Here is a 20,806-nt window from a genome sequence, read left to right as displayed (position 1 = left end):
TGGTTCAGACTCTCTTTTTTCTCTTGGCTTCCATAATCAAGTCGAGCAGCACTTTCTCTATTCTCTTCTTGTTATCAAGATGACGAAATTTGAACTGGCAAGAAATTTGGTAGTAGCTATCCGACTTTTCGTTATCATCTAAAGTCACCATGACAACGTTTTTTATAACTAAATCGACGGTAACTTCGCCATATTCAGCGAGGGCCAGTATGGCGTTCTTAAGGATGGCGTTATGGCTGAGGAATTTCAGATTGGGACTCTTGGTCATCAGCGCACAACCGCCATCCGAAATGTCTTTGATTTCGAATAGATAATTTTCTCCATTTTTATGCCGACCGTGACAGAAGAATTCGTGCTCGTGGCGCAAACGGAATCGGGGATCGCGCCGACGTTGTACCACCTGGATACATTCCGGCAAGGTAAAAGCGACCTTGTGGCATTTTCCTTCGCCGCTGGCGTAGCTTTTCTTTAGCGTGGAGCAAAACTCGATTTTTCCTGAATCGCTATGCAGAATAAATTTAACTTTATGCCCGGTGGGGATTTTGCTGGTGGTTAAGATATGAAACTCGGCAAAATCCACCCGCGTTAGCTGGGTAATAGTGCTTTTGTTATTAACAAAAACTTCTATCTCCGCCTGCTTTCGGAGCTCTTCCCTGAAAATAGCAATGATTTCATACTTACTGGTCTTTATCGTTCCCTCTGTCATGTGCAATCCTTGTAAATTGTTATTGTGTGTGGTTGATTTTTTATATAGCAATGCAAACATTCTGATTGTGTTAACCAGATGTTTTTATGAGCGTTTGATGTTGTTAGCTATCTTTGCAGCTAAATTGATTTGTATAAACTTTGAATGAGATATTGTTTTTCCTGTAATCAAGACTCCGAAATTTTTGGTGAGACAAAAACGACAGAAGCCTCCAATTAGGAGGCCAGTCGGAAAAGTATAAAGCTATGCTTTGCATAGGGTTATCCGTAAGAGAATAAAGCAGATAACCCCTAATTTGTAGGATGTATAGTGCCAGCGGCGTTAAGGTAATTCCAGGCAAATATTGAGATGAAGGCTTCTGCGAATATTCATCCGCAGAAGCCTGAAATCAGGCGTGGGGTTGGAGATTATCGAGAATGGTTAGCGCTTCAGGCGGAAGCGTTAATTGCGCGGCGGCGAGATTTTCATGCAGATGCGCTAGCGAAGAGGTACCCGGAATGAGCAGAATATTCGGCGAGCGCTGAAGCAGCCATGCCAGCGCCACCTGCATCGGGGTCGCGTCCAGCGAAGCGGCGACATCGTTAAGCTCCCGGGCCTGCAGCGGCGTAAAGCCGCCGAGCGGGAAAAAGGGCACCCAGGCGATATGCTGCGCCGCCAGTTCGTCAATAAGCGGGTCATCCTGACGGTTCGCCACGTTGTACTGGTTCTGAACGCAGACGATGGGCGTCATTTTTTGCGCATCGCTCACCTGTCTGGCGGTAACGTTGCTCAGCCCGATATGGCGAATCAACCCGCGTTCTTTAAGCTCCAGCAGGGTGGTTAAGGGCTCCTCCAGCGAACCTTCTACCGGACCGTGAGTGCCGAGCATACTGCGCAGATTCACCACCTCAAGCACGTCGAGGCCCAGATTGCGTAGATTATCTTCCACCGCCTGAGTGAGCTCCGCGGGAGACATCGCGGGGAGCCAGTTGCCTTTTTCATCGCGGCGAGCGCTGACTTTGGTCACGATGCACAGATCGTCGGAATAGGGATGTAGCGCCTGGCGAATGAGCTGATTCGTGACGTGCGGGCCATAAAAATCGGAGGTATCGATATGATTGACGCCCGACTCGACCGCTTCCTGCAGTACGCGGATAGCGGTTTGCGGATCTTTTGGCGGCCCAAAGACGCCGGGCCCCGCAAGCTGCATCGCCCCGTATCCCAGACGATAAACCTGACGATCGCCTAACGTCGCGGTACCGGATAATTTTACGCTGGACATATAAACCCCTGCTCTAATGGTATGCAAAGGATCAGTGTATGTCCGTCAGGGAGATTGGGGGGATGAGAATGTTGGCAGAACGTGCGGCGAGCAAGAAACTCGCCGCAGAGCAAGGATCAGCTAAAAAACATCACTGATACGCAGAGCAAACCGATAACCAGGGTAATGAAGTTACCCACCGAGCGGTAGGGCTTCAGCGCCGGAATAAGGTACGTGGAGAGGGTCGGCATGATGAACAGGATCATCGCAATAAGCGGGCCGCTAATGGCGTAAATCATTGAAATAGCGTTGGGATTGATAAAGCACACCACGAAGGTCAGCGTCGATACCAGCAGGATCGACATCGCCCGGTTGAACGCGCGGCTCTTGCGAATACCCGCCTGAGCGAGAGACGTTTTGACGATTTCGCTGGCCCCTTCAATCACGCCAAAATAGGTACCCAGGAACGATTTCGACATCGCCACCACCGCCACAATAATCCCGGTGACCGCCAGCCACGCAGGTGACCCCGGCATCATCGACAGGGCGGAAAGAATGGTGACCCCTTGATTGCGCGCGGTTTCGATATAGCCCGCTGGTATCGACAGCAGGCAGCTGAAGACGAAAAACAGCACGCTGGCGCAGATGAGGGTGTAGGCCACCTTCATGATTTTTTTGCATTTACCCATGGCCAGCTCGCCGTATTTTTCCTGCTGATCGATAGCAAAAGTCGAGATGATTGGCGTATGGCTAAAAGCGAAAACCATCACGGGAATGGAGATCCAGATTTGGTGGAACGTGTGCGGGGTCAGCTGCATCTGGCTGGTCAGGTAAGCCGGCTGCCAGCTACCCATTAAATAGATGGAGAGGAACAGGAAACAGGCGATCAGCGGGAAGACTAAAAAGCCCATCACCTTAATGGTGACGTGGCGGCCCATTAAAAAGATCAGATTCAGCACTAGTACAACGGCCAGGCTGAGCAGCGCCCGTACCTGGGAGGTGATGGGGACATGTCGGGATAGCTGCTCCGCGAGCGAGTTAGTAATGGCGACCGCGTAGATCAGCACGACCACGAAAAAGGCGAGGAAATAGAGGCCGGTAATCAGGTTGCCGATCTTTTTACCGTAGTAATGGTTAACGGCGCCGGTAATCCCCTCGCCCGGGGCGATGTTGGCGGAGAGAATAAACTGGCTCAGCGCTTTATGCGGCCAGTAGGTCAACGGCCAGGCGACCAGCGCGGTGATGAAAAGAACAATGGCGCCCGCGGATCCCAGTTGGATCGGCAAGAATAACGTGCCAGCGCCTACAGCAGTGCCATATAAGGCGAAACTCCAGAGAGTTTCTTCTTTAGACCAAATTTTAGACATTATGCGACTTTATCAACCAGAAAACGAACAAAAAGGAGTGCAATTTATCACATTTATGAATGGGCTGCGGCGATAGTTTCTGGCTAATAAGTGAAGCGGCGGAGCGCCCGTCAATCGATCGGGCGATCCGTGCAGGATGAGCGGCGAGCGGCGATTCGCTGCAGGCGAACCTTCATCACGCGCTCGCGCAGCGTATCCCAGGCCCAGTTGAAGGCCATGGTGTAGGGCAGGAAGAACAGCATGAAGCCGATTTCCAGCATAAACGCCTGCATCAGCGAGACGCCCAGCACCAGCGCGACCATGGTGACGCCAATAAGAATAAAGCCTGACTCAAAGCCGATCGCGTGCAGCGCGCGGACCCGCAGGTTGCGGACGACACGGGAAACCGGCCACAGGCGGTCAAACAGGGCGTTATAGATAATGTTCCAGACCATCGCCAGCGTCGCGAGCAGGATACTGAGCCCGCCCATTTCGACTACCGAACGCTGCATTAGCCATGCGGCGGTCGGGGCGAGGATCAGCGTCGCCAGACCTTCAAAGCTGATAGCGTGAATGACCCGTTCCGTCAGCGTTTTGCGCTGGGCGTTAACTTGTTGCATGGCTTGTTGCCTCCGGACTTTATAAGAAATTACCCGGCATTTTATGGATAAATATGATAAACAAAAGATAGTATCCATCGATAAAGTAGATAGTTCATGCGCTATTCTCCCGAAGCTTTAACCGCTTTTGTCGAATCCGTGGCCTGCGGTTCGTTCTCTGGCGCGGCGCGGCGGCTGCGTAAAAGCCAGTCCACCATCAGTACCGCAATCGCCAATCTGGAGGCCGATCTTGGCGTCACGCTGTTCGATCGCACCTCCAGGCAACCGACGCTGACGCCGCAGGGCGAACAGGTGTTGAGTTATGTGAAAGCGATTCTGGCGGCCAGCGACAGGCTGGATGAACTGGCCATTTCGCTGTCTGGCAACACCGAAGCGCGCCTGACCTTTGTGCTCTCCGATACGCTGCATCCCGATGTGCTTGAAGATCTGCTGGCGCAGTTCGATCGCCGTTTTCCGCATACCGAATTTGAGTGCCTGATTGGCGAAGATGACGATGTTATCGATCTGCTGCAAAAAGAGCGGGCGCAGGTGGGGCTGATTGAGGCCAGGGACAGCTATCCGACAGAGATAGCCAGTATCCGCCTGCCGATGCAAACCGAAATGGCTATCTTCGTGGCGCCCCGGCATCCGCTGGCGGCCCAGGGGAGAGTCACCCGTGACGAGCTGTTCAGCTGGCGCGAGCTGCGCCTGAGCACCTATCTGGACAATTCGGCGGAACCGGCGCGCGGTCTGGTCTGGTCGGCGCCAAACTATCTGCTGCTGTTCAGCATGGCGGCTCAGGGGCTGGGGTGGTGTATTTTACCCAGCGCGCTGGTGGAGGAGTTTGCCGGGAGCGGAAGCCTGGTGGCGCTGGATATTGCCGGCTGGCCGCGGATGATCTCTACCGATTTGCTGTGGAATAAAAAAGCGCCGCCGGGCGAAGCCGGAAGCTGGTTGCGTCAGCATCTGCAGGGGCATGGGCGCAAATAGGGGCCATTTATGCCATCGTCGACGATCTTTGTGATTTCCCTCACTTTTTTTAAACAATTGCGAAATTTTTTGATAACAATTCACTACTATGATGCTGTTTCTTTGCGCAGAGGCGGAGCAGAGGTAGAGGATGAAAGATGTCGTAATCGTCGGCGCGTTGCGAACGCCAATCGGCTGTTTTCAGGGCACGCTATCGCGTCATTCTGCGGTGGAGCTGGGCAGCGTTGTGGTAAAGGCGTTAGTGGAGCGCAGCGGCGTCGATCCGCAGAGTATTGATGAGGTGATCCTCGGCCAGGTTCTGACGGCAGGAACCGGACAGAATCCGGCACGTCAGTCGGCGATACGTGGCGGGCTGCCTAATACTGTTTCTGCCATTACCATCAACGACGTCTGCGGTTCCGGGCTGAAGGCACTGCACCTGGCAACCCAGGCGATTCAGTGCGGCGAAGCGGACGTGGTGATCGCCGGAGGGCAGGAGAATATGAGCCGCGCCCCGCATGTGCTGACCGATAGCCGGACCGGCGCGCAGCTGGGTAACAGCCAGCTTATCGACAGCCTGGTCCATGATGGCCTGTGGGATGCGTTTAATGACTACCATATGGGCGTGACGGCGGAGAACCTGGCGCGCGAGTACGGTATTAGCCGTGAATTGCAGGACGCGTGGGCGCTTAGCTCGCAGCACAAAGCGCGGCGAGCGATTGACTCCGGCCGCTTTCGCGATGAAATCGTTCCGGTGACCAGCGAACTCAACGGTATTCCGCGGCTGGTGGATACCGATGAGCAGCCGCGCGTTGACCCCAGCGCTGAAGCGCTGGCCAGTCTGCTGCCGACTTTTGACCAGCAGGGCTCGGTCACCGCGGGCAACGCGTCGAGCATTAACGACGGCGCGGCGGCGGTGATGATGATGAGCGAGACTAAAGCCGAGGCGCTGGGGCTGCCGATACTGGCGCGGATCCGCGCCTTTGCCAGCGTTGGCGTCGATCCGGCGCTAATGGGCATCGCCCCGGTCCATGCTACCCGCCGCTGCCTTGAGCGAGCGGGCTGGAAGCTGGATGAAGTCGATCTGATTGAAGCCAACGAAGCCTTTGCCGCCCAGGCCATTTCGGTGGGTAGGGTGCTGGAATGGGACGAGCGGCGGGTGAACGTCAACGGCGGCGCTATTGCGCTGGGCCATCCGATCGGCGCTTCCGGCTGCCGGATCCTGGTTTCCCTGGTGCATGAAATGATCAAACGCGACGCCCGTAAAGGGCTTGCCACGCTGTGTATCGGCGGCGGTCAGGGCGTGGCGCTGGCGGTGGAACGTTAATAAGTCTTTTCTAATATGCGTTAACTGAGCCTCCCTGTGGAGGCTTTTTTTTTCTTCCCACCAGGCGTTTCCCTCCAAAAAAACTCCTTTTTGACGCGCGATTTTGGTGAGCGTTGTCACGTCTTTTTGTGCCACCTTTTTTGAAACAAATATTTACGATCGCGATCACTAAAACATTATTGCCTAAAAAATAAAATACGGTTTTATAAAAACGAAACGATATTTTAATTATGAGGGGTAATTTATGTTCGCAAGATCTCTGGCCCTTGCTGCACTCTGTGGCATGTCCTTCGCGGCTTCAGCTGTCACGGTAGATTTACGTCACGAATTCATTGATGGCGGGAAAACGGATAAGAGTAACGCCGACCGCGTTTCCGTCTCCCACCGTTTCGCTAACGGCTTCGGCTTCTCCGTTGAGGCGAAGTGGAAATCGGGCGGCGAGAACACCAGCCAGCCTTATTCCGATTTCGTCGGCAATGGTCATGAAGAGAGCATTAGCTGGCAGTGGAAAGCGGACAAAAACTTCTCGGTCACGCCGGGGTTCAATATTGAAAGTAACGATAGCCGCTCGATCTACAAGCCAAACCTGCGCGTGCAGTACAGCTTTGATAATGGCTTCTACGTTGCTGCCCGCTATCGTTATGACTATACCCGCTACCCGGCGAATGCAGGGAAAGACGATGACAAAGTTAACCGTGGCGATGCGTGGGCCGGTTACGTCTTCGGCGACTGGCGTACGGAGCTGAACTACGTTTACGCGCGCAGTAGCGAAGGAGTTAAGCGCAACGACAACAAACCGTACTCGCAGGAGTACAACCTCAAGGTTGCCTATAAGCTGGATAAAAACTGGGCGCCGTACGGCGAGCTCGGCAACGTCGGCGTCAACGATCGCAGCGACCGCCAGACCCGCTTCCGCGTAGGTGTCGCCTACTCGTTCTAAATTAAAAAATGTCTTCATCGTTTACCCCGGAGCGGTCAGCCGGGGTTTTCTGTTGGTATGAATCCCTCTTCCCTGAGGCGGCGCAGCGCGCCCCAGCTACACGTCATGTAGCCCGGATAAGCGCAGCGCAATCCGGGGCAAACGTCGGGCATAAAAAAGCCCTCCGAAAGGAGGGCAAGGCCAGTTACAGAAACACTAACTCAAACAGTGGCTAACGCTATGCCTTCAGCATCTCAGGCTGCGGCGGCAGCTTCGCGATATAAACGGCAGGTTTGCCGTCTTTATCGGAGCTGAACAAAATGGCGCTATCGTCCGGCGTAAAGGACGGGTGCGGGTGGGTCACCTGGCGACTATTGGCCACCGTTGCCCAGGAGGTATCGTGCCGCGCGACGCGGAAATAGGCCTGCTTCGCGACATCGAAAGCGTACAGATACGGGTCGTTATCAATGGTGTAGCCGCTGGTGTCTTTGACGTCCACCGGGGTGCCGGAGCCATCGCCAACCAGCATCGTGCCGTCAAAGTTACTCATCAGATGCGAGCAGGCAGGCATCTGCATCACCGCTTCATTGACGCCGGTATCCGGGTTGAAGCTATAAATTGTTCGACCCTGCTGGCCCTTCAGATAAGAGACGTACACCAGCGCGGAGCCGTTCGGAACCCAGAATTCGTGAGTGCAGCTTTCGCCTTCCGCATGCGCTTTAACTTTACGCACGTTGCTGCCGTCTTCATTCACCATCCACATCCGCGCATCGACCAGGTCGTGCGGGCCTTCATGGCAGAAGGCGACGGTATTGTCATCGAACGGACGATAAATCGGATGGCCTAGCCATTTCTTCTCTTCGTGGATCACGCTGCTTTCGCCGGTTTGCAGGTCGACGCGCAGCAGGCGGCAGCGGGGGCCTTTGTGAAAGAAATCGTGGAAAATCTGCCAGTCGTTAAGCGGCGTCCAGTCGCTTTTGGCAATCTCAATGCCAACCAGTTTGGTGCAATCGCTGTTGGCCACCCAGGTGCCGTAGCCAACCCAGTCATCGGCAACGCGATAAACTTCGCGCTCTTGCAGCGTCGTGAGGTTAACTTCCAGCAGCGTCCGGTCGTTCTTCACGTAATAAAGGGATTTATCATCCGGGGAAAGGAAACCGCCAAATGTGTTATCACCAGCGCCTTCCGTTAGCTGCACCGCCTCGGCTTTTGCGAGGTCCAGCAGATAGTAGTTCCAGTTACCGTCGAACTCGCCGGCGAACAGCAAATGGCTGCCATCGTTAAAAAAACACTTCTGATAGAAATAGTTACGATGACAGGTCACTTCTGGTGGGGTTAAACGGGTGATCTCCGCGCCGGTGTCCGGATCGCGGCTGACGTCATAATTCAGTTTAACCCGCATGCCTTTAGCCATGATGTACTCCTTTTCCTTCCTGAGATGTCGCCCGCCTGCGTTGACCGGCCAGTGGAAGTAGATTTAAAAGATGGGTGTTAATTTATCAAAACATCGTTTCATTATTTGTGATGGCGGACGCAATTCGCAACAACTTCTTGCTGCAGATCGCGTTTTTTTGCTTTACGTGCGGCAGGTATCCCGGCGGTCTTTGTTTTCTTGTCGATTTTTTTCGATCCCTGGTCTTTTTTTAAAGTTCATTTTAACTAACTGTATTTTAAAGAATTAAATAAATATTTCCGGATCAATTCTCCGGCGCTTCGTGATCTGTTTTGCATTTTTAACATTTAGCAGTCTTAAAATTGAAACGATGTTTTAATAATAATTGAAAATGACTTTAGCCGGGGATAAGATGTGCTCACAGTAAAACGGAACTCTGTTTTATTTTTAGAAGGGTCAATCCCTGAGAGTTCTTCAAACCATAAGGGTCTGCACAAGCAGCAGGCTGGACTATCAGAACCTTGCCTGTACCTACACAGGCTCTGAAAGATTAAGGAACCAAGTATGATTCTCGACGCATTCTCCCTGCAGGGCAAAGTAGCCGTGGTCAGCGGCTGTGATACGGGTCTGGGCCAGGGTATGGCGGTTGGCCTCGCGGAAGCCGGCTGCGATATCGTGGGTATCAATATTGTTGAACCGACGGAAACCATTGAGCGCGTTACGGCGCTGGGCCGTCGTTTTCTCAGCCTGACCGCCGATCTGCGCCAGATTGACGGCATTCCACAACTGCTGGAGCGTGCGGTAGCGGAGTTCGGTCATATCGATATTTTGGTTAACAATGCCGGTCTGATCCGTCGCGAAGACGCGATTGAATTCAGCGAGAAAAACTGGGACGACGTGATGAACCTGAATATTAAGAGCGTGTTCTTTATGTCTCAGGCGGCGGCGAAACACTTTATCGCTCAGGGTACCGGCGGCAAGATTATCAATATCGCCTCGATGCTCTCTTTCCAGGGCGGGATCCGCGTACCGTCCTACACGGCGTCAAAAAGCGCGGTGATGGGCGTGACCCGTCTGCTGGCGAACGAGTGGGCCAAGCACGGCATCAACGTCAATGCGCTGGCGCCGGGCTATATGGCGACCAACAATACCCAGCAGCTGCGCGCCGACGAACAGCGCAGCAGCGAGATCCTCGACCGTATCCCGGCGGGACGCTGGGGCCTGCCAAGCGACCTGATGGGGCCGGTGGTCTTCCTGGCTTCCAGCGCTTCTGACTACATCAACGGCTACACCGTGGCGGTGGATGGCGGCTGGCTGGCGCGCTAATATTTGCCGCGTTATCAGCGCAAAATGGAACCCTGCTTCGGCAGGGTTTTTTTATGGCTGAATAACAATTGTCCATATGATGAAATTGAAATAGTCCATATGATTTACTTGTTTCTCAGCAGAGTATCTATGTTTAACAAGGGTCGGTGAAGTTGAAATGCTTATTTTCTGTTCTTTCGAAAGTTGAATGTCCATCACAAAACCATTGCCTGTAGCAACTTAATCCATATCTTTGGCTTGTCACGCCTGACACCTTGCGCCGCCGATCCCGTAGTTTCATCGTATGTCTTACTTCGTCTGGCGGGAAAAAAATGACCTCAATCAGTCACGACTCTACAACTATGCCGCGTACGCTGCGCGATACCCGGCGCATGAATCAGTTTGTCTCGGTTGCCGCCGCGGTGGCAGGATTGCTGTTTGGCCTTGATATCGGCGTAATCGCCGGGGCGCTGCCCTTTATTACCGATCATTTTGTTTTATCCAGCCGCCTGCAGGAGTGGGTGGTGAGCAGCATGATGCTGGGGGCTGCCATCGGCGCGTTATTTAACGGCTGGCTCTCTTTTCGCCTTGGGCGCAAATACAGCCTGATGGTGGGCGCAGTGCTGTTCGTGGCCGGTTCCGTGGGCTCCGCTTTTGCCGCCAGCGTCGAAATGTTGCTGGCGGCGAGGATCGTTCTCGGGGTCGCGGTGGGGATTGCCTCTTATACCGCGCCGCTGTATCTGTCGGAAATGGCGAGCGAAAACGTGCGCGGCAAGATGATCAGCATGTATCAGCTGATGGTAACGTTGGGGATCGTGATGGCGTTTCTCTCCGATACCGCGTTCAGCTACAGCGGCAACTGGCGAGCGATGCTTGGCGTACTGGCTCTGCCGGCGCTGGTGCTGATTATTCTGGTGATCTTCCTGCCGAATAGCCCGCGCTGGCTGGCGGAAAAAGGGCGTCACGTGGAGGCGGAAGAGGTGCTGCGGATGCTGCGCGACACGTCTGAAAAAGCCCGCGACGAGCTGAATGAGATCCGCGAAAGTCTCAAGCTGAAGCAGGGGGGCTGGGCGCTGTTTAAGGTCAACCGCAACGTGCGGCGGGCGGTGTTCCTCGGCATGTTGTTGCAGGCGATGCAGCAGTTTACCGGGATGAATATCATCATGTATTACGCGCCGCGCATCTTCAAAATGGCCGGCTTCACCACTACCGAGCAGCAGATGGTGGCGACCCTGGTGGTTGGCCTGACCTTTATGTTCGCCACCTTTATCGCCGTCTTTACCGTCGATAAGGCCGGGCGTAAACCGGCGCTGAAAATCGGCTTTAGCGTGATGGCCATCGGCACGCTGGTGCTGGGCTACTGCCTGATGCAGTTTGATAACGGCACCGCCTCCAGCGGTCTCTCCTGGCTGTCGGTGGGGATGACCATGATGTGTATCGCCGGCTATGCGATGAGCGCCGCGCCGGTGGTGTGGATCCTGTGTTCGGAAATTCAGCCGCTGAAGTGTCGCGATTTCGGTATCACCTGCTCAACCACCACCAACTGGGTGTCAAACATGATTATCGGCGCGACCTTCCTGACGCTGCTGGACGCGATCGGCGCGGCGGGAACCTTCTGGTTATATACCGCGCTGAACGTCGCTTTTATCGGCGTGACGTTCTGGCTGATCCCAGAAACTAAAAACGTCACCCTTGAGCATATTGAACGCAAGCTGATGTCCGGCGAGAAGCTGCGCAATATCGGCAATTAACTATAACGACTCGCGCGGCAGCCACGGGCTGGCAACCCGTACCGTCTCCCGATGGCTGTCGCCGTTAATAATGTGCAGGGCGCTCAGGCGCCCAATATCATAGTGCGGGAGCTGTACCGTTGAGAGCGGCGGAAAAAACAGATCGCCGATCCCCACCATATTGTCGTAACCCACCACAGCCACATCCTGCGGAATGCGCAGCCCCTGCGCCAGTAGCGTCTGATAGACCATAAACGCGATGCGGTCGTTGCCGCAAATCACCGAGTCGAACGGCAGCGTGGGTTGCTGAATATGCGCCAGCACGACAGCGGGAATATCGCGATAGTGCTCATCGCCATAGGCCATATAGCTGTGATGGAGCGTATCCGGGTCAATCCCCGCTTCCCGGCAGGCGCGTTCCAGCCCCTGACGGCGGCGGACGGTCGCCAGATGATTCACCGGGAGATGCAGGCACAGCGGACGGCGGTAGCCCGCGGCCAGCAGAGCCTGCACCGCCGTATACTGGCCCTGTTCGTCGTCCGGGATATAGCTGGCCACCGGATCGTGCAGGCTTTCGCAGTTGGCCAGCACGCAGGGGAGGGTTAACAGCTTGGCCGGCAGCGGCACCTGGCGCAGGCCCATCGTGGTATAGATAATCCCGTCCGGACGGTGGGAGAGCAGCAGGTCGACAATAGTTTCCGGGCTATCGTCAGAGAACATGTTGACCACGAAGCTGTTCCAGCCGTGCGCCCGCGCGGTCTCTTCGATGGAGAGCGTAATCTCCACCGAGAACGGCGTAGTGACGGTATCCAGCGCCAGCACCCCGATGGTGTTTGGCGTCGCGTGGGCGCCGCGAATTTTCTTCGCCGACAGGTCGGGGACATAGTTGGTCTCTTCGATAGCCGCCTGGACCCGAGCCAGGGTCTCCGGCTTGAGTCTTTCCGGGCTGTTTAGCGCCCGGGAGACCGTCATCAGCGACACATTCGCCAGCTTTGCCACATCTTTCAGAGATGCCATATTAAGTGCTCCACCCATGCCGTCGGCAACGGGTTTTACTAAGTTACTGATGTAAAAGGATCATGCGATATTCTATCGTACACCCGATGCCGATGCAGACGAGGAATATTTGATCGCGATCCCACTCTCATTATGTTAACGTTAACTTTTGTGATTAACATCATGAATCTTAGCAAAATGACATGAGATTCGTTTTTTGTTAACGTTACCATATCAGCATTACTCCTACATGAGAATGTCATGATGAAAGCGCACCCCTCACAAAGCTATCCGTTACTCAGCGCGTTACTGTTTTTCTTTTTCGTGACCTGGTCCTCTTCAGGTTCGCTGCTCTCGATCTGGCTGCACCAGGAAGTGGGCCTTAAACCGGGGGATACCGGGATTATCTTCTCGGTGCTTTCCGTCTCGGCGCTTTTCGCGCAGGTGTGTTACGGCTTTATTCAGGACAAACTCGGCCTGCGTAAAAATCTGCTCTGGTACATTACCGTTCTGCTGATCCTCTCCGGCCCGGCCTATATGCTGTTTGGCTATCTGCTCAAAATTAACGTGTTGCTCGGCAGCATCTTCGGCGGGATTTATATCGGACTGACCTTCAACGGCGGTATCGGCGTACTGGAGTCCTATACCGAGCGCGTCGCGCGCCAGAGCCAGTTTGAATTCGGCAAAGCGCGGATGTGGGGCTCGCTGGGCTGGGCGGTGGCGACGTTCTTCGCCGGTTTGCTGTTTAATATTAATCCGCATTTAAACTTCGCGGTGGCCAGCTGCTCCGGACTGGTCTTTTTTATACTACTGGCGCGACTGCGGGTCTCTTCCGCGCCGCACGCCATGCAGGAGGCGGTATCGGGCGGTAAAGTGACGCTGGAGGACGCTCTGCGTCTGCTGACCCTGCCGCGCTTTTGGGCGCTGGTATTCTTCGTCATCGGCACCTGTATCTACGGCGTTTACGATCAGCAGTTTCCGGTCTACTTCTCTTCCCAGTTCCCGACCTTACAGGAAGGCAACGAGATGTACGGCTACCTGAACTCGTTCCAGGTGTTCCTTGAAGCTGCCGGTATGTTCTGCGCGCCGTGGCTGGTTAACCGTATTGGCGCGAAAAATGGTCTGATCTTCGCCGGGATGGTGATGGCGATGCGTATGGTGGCGTCCGGGCTGGTGGAAGGGCCGCTGCTTATCTCCATTACTAAACTGCTGCACGCGGTCGAGCTGCCGGTGCTGCTGGTCTCCATCTTTAAATACAACAGCCTGAACTTCGACAAGCGTCTCTCCTCAACGCTTTATCTGGTGGGCTTTGCCTGCACCAGCTCGGTTATCGCGACGGTGCTGTCGCCGCTGGCTGGCTATAGCTATGAGAAATACGGCTTCGCCCAGTCCTATCTGATTATGGGACTGCTGGTGTTCTGCACCACCTTTATCTCCATCTTCTTGTTGCGTTCCAGTAAGTCCTCTTCGGACCCGCTGATGCCGCAAACTTCCGCTATCTGAATCAAAAGAGTAATGAATATGACTTATTCCATTCCCCGGGCCGAGCAAGAACTGCAGGCCAAACATGAAAAGCTGAACCTGCGCTGGTATCCGCGCTATCACCTGGCCGCCCGCGCGGGTTGGATCAACGATCCCAATGGCCTGGTCTGGTTCGACGGCTGGTATCACGCCTTTTACCAGCACCATCCGTACTCCACCCAATGGGGACCGATGCACTGGGGTCACGCGCGCAGTAAGGATCTGGTGCACTGGGAGCATCTGCCGGTGGCGCTGGCCCCGGAAGGCCCGGAGGATAAAGACGGCTGCTTCTCCGGCTCCGCAGTGGTGGATGGCGATACGCTGGCGCTGATTTATACCGGGCATAAATTCCATGGCGATCCCAGCGATGAAGCCAACCTGTATCAGGTGCAGTGTCTGGCGACCAGTCGCGACGGGATTCACTTCGAGCGCCAGGGGATCGTGGTCGACACTCCGCCGGGCATGCACCATTTCCGCGACCCGAAAGTGTGGCGAGAAGGGGACAGCTGGTACATGATCGTTGGCGCTCGCGATGGCGATACCGGCCAGGTGCGGCTGTATCGCTCAGCCGATCTGCGCCAGTGGCAGGACGCGGGCGTGCTTGATGAAGCGGAAAAAGAGATGGGCTACATGTGGGAATGCCCGGATTTCTTCGCCCTCAACGGCAAACATATCCTGATGTTCTCCCCTCAGGGGCTGGCGGCGAAAGGCTATCGCAACCGCAACCTGTTCCAGAGCGGCTATCTGCTCGGTGAGTGGCAGCCGGGGCAGGCGTTTGTACGCGAGGGGGAGTTTGTCGAAATGGATCACGGGCACGATTTCTACGCCCCGCAGAGTTTCCTCACGCCCGATGGTCGCCGCATTGTCATCGGTTGGCTGGATATGTGGGAATCGCCGCTGCCGGAGCAGCAGGACGGCTGGGCGGGCATGCTTTCGCTGCCGCGCGAGCTGAGCCTGAGCGCCGATAACCGTCTGCAGATGCGTCCGGCGAAAGAGGTCGAGAGCATGCGCGGCGCCAGCTTCCCGTGGCCGGTGACGACGCTGAAGAACCAGCAGACCACGACGGTGGAAAACTGCGAGGCGATGGAGGTGATCCTGCACTGGGACTGCGCCAGCAGCAGCGCCGAGCAGTATGGCCTCAGCTTCGGCGAAGGTCTGCGCGTTTACGTGGATGCGCAGATGCAGCGCCTGGTGCTTGAGCGACACTATCCGCAGTATGGCCTCTGCGGCACCCGCAGCGTCCCGTTGACCGAAGGCGCCGATCTGAAGCTAAGAATATTCTTCGATAGCTCTTCGGTAGAAGTGTTTGTTAATGATGGCGAGGCCTGTCTCAGCAGTCGTATATATCCTGACGCCGCTCGCCGTGAATTAGCGTTATTTTCCTGGAGCGGTTCGGCGCATTTAAAAGAAGCAGGTGCCTGGCAGCTGGAATAAGTTTTACTGAATAGTTGTTAATAACCCGTCTTTGACGGTGGACGGGTTATTATTGTCGAGCTTTACCCATAAATAAAAAATACTATTTAACTAAATAATAAAGGGTTATTCCGATGAATAAAATCTGGGTCGGGTGTGTTCTGACGTCTTTATTTACCCCTCTGGCTAATGCTCAGGCGCCGTTATCCCTTGAGGAGCGGCTGGCGCAAATGGAACAACGGCTAAAGGCGACAGAGCAGCGGGCGGCCAGCGCGGAGGCGGAAATCCGCGCGCTAAAAAAACAGGAGGCACAAGCGACGACGGTGGCCAGCGCCGCGCCAGCTAAACCCGCTTTACAACTTAATGATTATGGTGAATTAAAATTCTATGGCGACGTTGAGTTTAATATGGACGGCGCCAGCCGCACCGGTAGCCTGACGTCGGTGAAAACCAGCGCTAATAAAAACTGGGCGCCGGGAGATAAAGAGCGCTGGGATATTAACGGCCGTATTCTTCTGGGCTTTGATGGATTACGCAAAGGGGCTAACGGTAAATATGCCGGTTTCAGCGTACAGCCGCTGGCGGATATGAACGGTAAAATGAATCTTGATGATGCGGCCTTTTTCTTTGGTCAGCAGGATGACTGGAAAATTAAAATCGGTCGCTTCGAAGCCTACGATATGTTCCCGCTAAATCAGGATACGTTTGTTGAATATTCCGGCAACACGGCGAACGATCTGTATAGCGACGGCTACGGCTATATTTATATGATGAAAGAGGGGCGCGGACGCAGCAGCAGCGGCGGCAATTTCCTGCTGAGTAAAAATCTCGATAACTGGTATTTTGAGGTGAATACGCTGGTGGAGGACGGCAGCTCGCTGTTCGTGGACCAGAATTATCACGGCAACGCGCTGGATAACCGTAAAAATGTGGTTTACGTGCGTCCGGTCGCGGCCTGGCAATCCGGCGCCTGGTCGGTGGCGGGAGCGATGGAAAGTAACCTCGTTAATAATGCTTACGGTTATGAGAATCAGAACGGCCGCTGGGTCGATCAATCCAGCCGTACCGGTTACGGTATGACCATGAGCTGGAATACGCTGAAAACCGATGCCGAGAACGGGGCGGTGGTGAACGTAAGCACCGCGTATCTTGATGCGGCGGACGAAAAGGATTTCAGCGCCGGTATCAATGCGTTATGGCATCGCGTGGAGCTGGGCTATATCTATGCGCATAACAAAATCGACCAGTTTAATATGTCCGGCGTCAACGCGGAGTGCGATGGCGACTGCGCCATCCTGGCGCCGGGGCGCTACGATATCCACACCCTTCATACCTCATGGCATCTGCCGAATATTATGGATATGCCGAACTTTAATATTTATCTCGGAGCCTATGCGTCATGGCTCGATTCATCGGCGGCGAAAAGCGGCAATACCGATGAACGCTACGGCGCGCGGGTGCGGTTTAAATATTTCTTCTGACGGTCTTCCCGGGTCGCGGCGTCAACGCCTTACCCGGGCTACCTGTCCGCAGACGGTGGTGAACCTGTAGCCCGGGCAGGCGCTTTGCGCCGCCCCCGGGGAAGCAGGGTGATAATTCCCGGAGGCGATGCTGCGCATCTGTCCGGGCTACCTGTCCGCAGACGGCGGTGAACCCGTAGCCCGGCTAAGCACCGCGCGAGCCGGGACGTTGCCGAATCACTACACCTCCGCCAGATATAGCGCCGGCATGCCCTCTTTATCGGAGGTAAACAGTACCCAGCGGTTATCCGGTGAAAATGACGGATGCGGATGCGTCGCCTGCCGCTCGCCTTCAATCACTTTCCAGGTGGAGTCGTGGCGGCACACCGCAGTCTGCTTATCGGCGGCTATATCAAACACCCAGATAAACGGATCGTTAAGCTGTATATCGCCGGTGCTGTGCGGCGCGCCGTCGCCGACCACCAGCGAGCCATCGTGATTGCTCATCAGATGTGAGCACGGAGGAATGGCCATCAGCTGGCGGTTTTCCAGGGTTGCCGGGTCGGCGCGATACAGATAGCGATGCGGATCGTTTTCCTGATGCGCGACATAATAAAGCGCGGATCCATCCGGCACCCAGAATTCGTGGGTAAAACTCTCCCCCGGCTGGTGCTGGCGAACCTTGCGCATATGGCTGCCGTCAGCGTTGATAAGCCACATTCGGGCATCGATAGCATCGCGCGGGCCTTCGTGGCAGAAGGCGATGGTGCCGTCATCAAACGGGCGGTAAATCGGGTGGCCGAGCCAGCGTTTTTCCTGCAATACCACGCGCTGTTCGCCGCTGCGCAGGTCGATATTAATCAACCGGCACTCCGGCTCGGTGAAGTAGAAGGCGCGGAACTTGCCCCAGTCGGTCAGCGGCTGCCAGTCGCTTTTTTTGATTTCGATACCGACCATCTGGCTGCAATCGCTATTGGCGACCCAGGTTCCGTAGGCCACCCATTGGTCATCCACCTGATATACAACCTGCTCTTCCAGCGTCGCCAGGTCCACGCGGCGCAGCTGCTGGTTGTTTTTCACGTACCACAGCGACCGGTCGTCGGCGGACAGGAAACCGCCAAAGGTGTTATCACCCGGCCCATCGGTCAGTTGGGTGGCCTGCTGGGCGGCGATATCGAGTAGATAGTAATTCCAGTGGCCTTCAAAGGCACCGCCGAAAATCAGTTTGCTGCCGTCCCGGGTAAAGCATTTTTGATAGAAGTAGTTGCGGTGGCAGATAACATGCGGTGGCGTCATCCGGATCACCTGGTGACCGGTTTCGCGGTCCTGCGTGTGCAGAAAGCTCAGCGGGATGATTTTGCCTTTCATGATTCGATTCACTCCTTGCTAAAAAAATACCCCGCAGCCGGAGCTGCGGGGTAGATACGGATAGCGGTTAATTAGCGCATCGCGCGGCGCAGGATTCGGTCAGACTGACGTTGGAAGTCAATTGCCGTCTCTTCTACGGTTTTCTGCCCGTAGTCGATGTACTGCAGAGAGGTGCCGAACTGGGCAACGATCTGCGGGTCGTCAAAGTATGGCGACACCGAGAGTTTGGCCGGCAGGGACTGCGCCAGACGCAGGCCAGATACCGCCGGATCGTCCTCTTTGATCGCGCCGTTTTCGGTCAGGTATTGCACCGCGACTTTGCTCAACGGCACGCCGCGCTCCAGGCCCAGCGTCTCAACCCCTTCTTTGCTGTTCAGCAGGAAGTTGATCACCTTCGCCGCCGCTTCCGGGTTTTTAGTCGATTTACCAATCGAGAGCATCTGCGCGGGTTTAAAGAACAGGCCCGCGTCGGTGGCGCCCGGCAGCATCGGATAGCTGCCCAGCTCCAGCTTCGCCGGCGGCTTCAGGTTGTCGGAGTATTTGTTGATGGTGGAGTTCCACATATAGGTTCCCGCCCACTCGCCCTGAATCCACGGCTTCATTTCATACATATTGCTCTTGCCGAACGAGGCGTAGTACTTGGTGTCCGGCATGACGTGGCTGTCGATAAGCTTTTTATACATCTGGAAAAATTCGACCCACTGCTCTTTGCTGTAGGAGAATTTTTTGGTTTTTTCATCGATAGCCGGCTGGTTGTACTTCTGAATCATATATGAATTCAGCAGCGCCAGGGTGTCCTGGTGCTCCAGCACTACCGGGTAATACTGTTTACCCAGCTTGCTCTCGAAGGTTTTACCCGCCGCCATCAGCTCGTCCCAGGTTTTCGGGTACTCAACGCCCGCTTTTTTCCAGGTTTCGTCATTGAAGTAGAACACGCGCGCGGTGACGGAGATCGGAATACCGTTAAGCTTGCCGTCCACCGTGGTGGACTGCAGCTCTTTGGCGTCAAACTGGCTCAGGTCGATCACATCCTTCATCTTATTCAGATCGTAGAAGCCTTCGCCGTTTTTCGAGAAGATCGGCAGCCAGTTCCAGTTGGTTTGCATCACATCCGGCTCGGTGCCGCCGGCGATTTGCGTGGTCAGGCGCGAAAGGTGACCGTCCCAGCCGGTATATTCCGCCTTCACGTTAATATCCGGATTGAGTTTATGGAACTCTTCCAGCGCCTTCAGGGTCACCTGGTGGCGGCCGTTGCCGCCCCACCATGACATACGCAGGTCGACATCCTTCGCCATGGAAGGCAACGCGGTAAGGGCCAAAGTTGCGGAGATTGCGGCGCTTAAAAGCACTTTTTTCATTTTAATACTCCAGGGTTCACAGAGAGATGTTCTGTTCAGTTTTGGCGTCAAAGATATGACACTTGTTGAGATCGAATTTGAAATGCACCTTGCGATGCAGCCCTTTCTCAATCATGGGCTTCGCTTCATCTGACGGCACGCGGGCGGTCAGTTCATAATCGGCGACCTTCAGATAGACGAAGAATTCATGGCCCATGTTTTCCACGCGTACCATTTCGCCGGTGCATGAACCTTCGGCGAACGGTTCATCGGAGATGGAGACAAACTCCGGGCGCACGCCGAAGAACACCTGCTGGTTCTTGTGGGTGTCGACCTTGCTCTGCAGCCTGTCGTTGAGCGGCAGCAGGCCATCGCCAACGGTCAGATGCAGACGGCCCGCTTGCTCAACCAGCTTGCTGGGACGAATATTCATCTCCGGCGCGCCGATAAATCCGGCCACAAACATGTTTTTCGGCTTGTGGTAGAGGTTGTCCGGGGTATCCACCTGCATGATATGACCCAGCTTCATCACGCAGATGCGGTCGCCCATGGTCATCGCTTCGGTCTGATCGTGGGTAACGTACACGGTGGTCGCCGGTTTACCGGATTTCTTCAACTGCTTATGCAGGTCGGAAATACGGATGCGCATCGAGGCGCGCAGCTTGGCGTCAAGGTTAGAGAGCGGTTCATCGAACAGGAACACATCCGGTTTCTTCACAATCGCGCGGCCAACCGCCACGCGCTGCGCCTGGCCGCCGGAGAGCTGACGTGGCAGACGATCCAGTAGCTCTTCCAGCTCAAGGATTTTCGCCGCTTCGTTAACCTGGGCTTCAATCTGATCTTTCGGCAGCTTGCTCAGCTTCAGGCCGAAGGCAAGGTTTTCACGCACCGTCATATGCGGATAGAGCGCGTAATTCTGGAACACCATCGCGATACCGCGCGCTTTCGGCGCGAGGTTGTTTACGATTTTCTCACCGATCCGCACTTCGCCGCCGCTGATGGTTTCCAGACCGGCCAGCATGCGCAGGGTGGTGGATTTGGCGCAGCCGGACGGTCCAACGATAACCATAAACTCGCCGTCCGCAATTTTCAGATCGATACCATGTACCGCCTTGAAGCCGTTGGAGTAGACCTTTTCCAGTTTGTTGAAAATAACTTCAGCCATGATATTTCCCTC

The 20,806-nt window shown here is 55.0% G+C and carries 17 protein-coding genes; 8 read left to right on the top strand and 9 right to left on the bottom strand.

Annotation, left to right across the window (positions count from 1 at the left end; translation table 11 throughout):
* Positions 1–4: 4 nt before the first annotated feature.
* The 4 genes from IYV58_RS22620 to IYV58_RS22605 all read right to left on the bottom strand — a co-directional run bounded on the left by IYV58_RS22620 (position 5) and on the right by IYV58_RS22605 (position 3,912).
* Positions 5–706: a flagellar brake protein gene (locus IYV58_RS22620; RefSeq protein WP_004124685.1), complete on the bottom strand. Its 702-nt coding sequence runs from the start codon at positions 704–706 to the stop codon at positions 5–7.
* A 388-nt stretch (positions 707–1,094) separates the two neighbouring features.
* Positions 1,095–1,967: an aldo/keto reductase family oxidoreductase gene (locus IYV58_RS22615; protein ID WP_049114628.1), complete on the bottom strand. Its 873-nt coding sequence runs from the start codon at positions 1,965–1,967 to the stop codon at positions 1,095–1,097.
* Between the two features lie 116 nt (positions 1,968–2,083).
* Positions 2,084–3,313 carry an amino acid permease gene (locus IYV58_RS22610; RefSeq protein ID WP_049114629.1) on the bottom strand — a complete coding sequence of 410 codons (1,230 nt, stop codon included), beginning with the start codon at positions 3,311–3,313 and terminating at the stop codon, positions 2,084–2,086.
* Between the two features lie 110 nt (positions 3,314–3,423).
* The gene (locus tag IYV58_RS22605) at positions 3,424–3,912 is read right to left on the bottom strand and encodes a multidrug/biocide efflux PACE transporter (RefSeq protein ID WP_004124676.1); all 489 of its coding nucleotides are present in this window, start codon (positions 3,910–3,912) and stop codon (positions 3,424–3,426) included.
* Between the two features lie 96 nt (positions 3,913–4,008).
* On the opposite strand from IYV58_RS22605, the gene IYV58_RS22600 reads away from it, so the two are divergent.
* The 3 genes from IYV58_RS22600 (at position 4,009) to IYV58_RS22590 (ending at position 7,127) form a co-directional block, all read left to right on the top strand.
* A complete protein-coding gene (locus tag IYV58_RS22600; RefSeq protein ID WP_049114630.1) occupies positions 4,009–4,881 on the top strand; it encodes a LysR family transcriptional regulator in 873 nt (290 codons plus the stop codon).
* Between the two features lie 130 nt (positions 4,882–5,011).
* Positions 5,012–6,187, top strand: coding sequence for an acetyl-CoA C-acetyltransferase (locus IYV58_RS22595; protein WP_004124670.1), 1,176 nt, complete (start codon positions 5,012–5,014; stop codon positions 6,185–6,187).
* A 244-nt stretch (positions 6,188–6,431) separates the two neighbouring features.
* On the top strand, positions 6,432–7,127 hold the full coding sequence (locus tag IYV58_RS22590; RefSeq protein ID WP_004124666.1) for a porin: 696 nt from the start codon (positions 6,432–6,434) through the stop codon (positions 7,125–7,127).
* A gap of 217 nt (positions 7,128–7,344) precedes the next feature.
* On the opposite strand, the gene IYV58_RS22585 is transcribed toward IYV58_RS22590, so the two are convergent.
* Positions 7,345–8,520, bottom strand: coding sequence for an oligogalacturonate lyase family protein (locus tag IYV58_RS22585; protein ID WP_004124664.1), 1,176 nt, complete (start codon positions 8,518–8,520; stop codon positions 7,345–7,347).
* A 543-nt stretch (positions 8,521–9,063) separates the two neighbouring features.
* On the opposite strand from IYV58_RS22585, the gene kduD reads away from it, so the two are divergent.
* A complete protein-coding gene (gene kduD / locus IYV58_RS22580; RefSeq protein ID WP_004124661.1) occupies positions 9,064–9,825 on the top strand; it encodes a 2-dehydro-3-deoxy-D-gluconate 5-dehydrogenase KduD in 762 nt (253 codons plus the stop codon).
* Positions 9,826–10,136: 311 nt separating this feature from the next.
* A complete protein-coding gene (locus tag IYV58_RS22575; protein WP_004124659.1) occupies positions 10,137–11,555 on the top strand; it encodes an arabinose-proton symporter AraE in 1,419 nt (472 codons plus the stop codon).
* Here the strand turns inward: IYV58_RS22575 and IYV58_RS22570 are convergent, their stop codons facing one another.
* Positions 11,556–12,551 carry a LacI family DNA-binding transcriptional regulator gene (locus IYV58_RS22570; protein ID WP_004124657.1) on the bottom strand — a complete coding sequence of 332 codons (996 nt, stop codon included), beginning with the start codon at positions 12,549–12,551 and terminating at the stop codon, positions 11,556–11,558.
* Between the two features lie 240 nt (positions 12,552–12,791).
* Here IYV58_RS22570 and IYV58_RS22565 point away from each other — a divergent pair, with 240 nt between their 5' ends.
* The 3 genes from IYV58_RS22565 (at position 12,792) to IYV58_RS22555 (ending at position 16,945) form a co-directional block, all read left to right on the top strand.
* Complete coding sequence (locus IYV58_RS22565; protein ID WP_004124655.1) at positions 12,792–14,033, top strand: MFS transporter; 1,242 nt, start codon at positions 12,792–12,794, stop codon at positions 14,031–14,033.
* An 18-nt stretch (positions 14,034–14,051) separates the two neighbouring features.
* Positions 14,052–15,485: a glycoside hydrolase family 32 protein gene (locus IYV58_RS22560; protein WP_162626077.1), complete on the top strand. Its 1,434-nt coding sequence runs from the start codon at positions 14,052–14,054 to the stop codon at positions 15,483–15,485.
* A gap of 113 nt (positions 15,486–15,598) precedes the next feature.
* Entirely contained in the window at positions 15,599–16,945 is a 1,347-nt protein-coding gene (locus IYV58_RS22555; RefSeq protein WP_004124651.1) for a carbohydrate porin, read from the top strand.
* A 219-nt stretch (positions 16,946–17,164) separates the two neighbouring features.
* Here IYV58_RS22555 and IYV58_RS22550 read toward each other — a convergent pair whose 3' ends face one another.
* The 3 genes from IYV58_RS22550 to IYV58_RS22540 all read right to left on the bottom strand — a co-directional run bounded on the left by IYV58_RS22550 (position 17,165) and on the right by IYV58_RS22540 (position 20,794).
* Positions 17,165–18,295, bottom strand: a complete 1,131-nt coding sequence (locus tag IYV58_RS22550; protein WP_049123189.1) for an oligogalacturonate lyase family protein — start codon at positions 18,293–18,295, stop codon at positions 17,165–17,167.
* A 68-nt stretch (positions 18,296–18,363) separates the two neighbouring features.
* On the bottom strand, positions 18,364–19,650 hold the full coding sequence (locus tag IYV58_RS22545) for an ABC transporter substrate-binding protein (protein ID WP_004124644.1): 1,287 nt from the start codon (positions 19,648–19,650) through the stop codon (positions 18,364–18,366).
* 16 nt (positions 19,651–19,666) lie between these two features.
* On the bottom strand, positions 19,667–20,794 hold the full coding sequence (locus tag IYV58_RS22540; RefSeq protein ID WP_004124642.1) for an ABC transporter ATP-binding protein: 1,128 nt from the start codon (positions 20,792–20,794) through the stop codon (positions 19,667–19,669).
* Positions 20,795–20,806: the final 12 nt, after the last annotated feature.

Source organism: Klebsiella sp. BDA134-6 (assembly GCF_015601345.1).
GTDB classification, from domain to species: domain Bacteria; phylum Pseudomonadota; class Gammaproteobacteria; order Enterobacterales; family Enterobacteriaceae; genus Klebsiella; species Klebsiella grimontii.
Note: the sequence above shows the minus strand (reverse complement) of the source record. Positions and strands in the feature narration are given on the sequence as shown.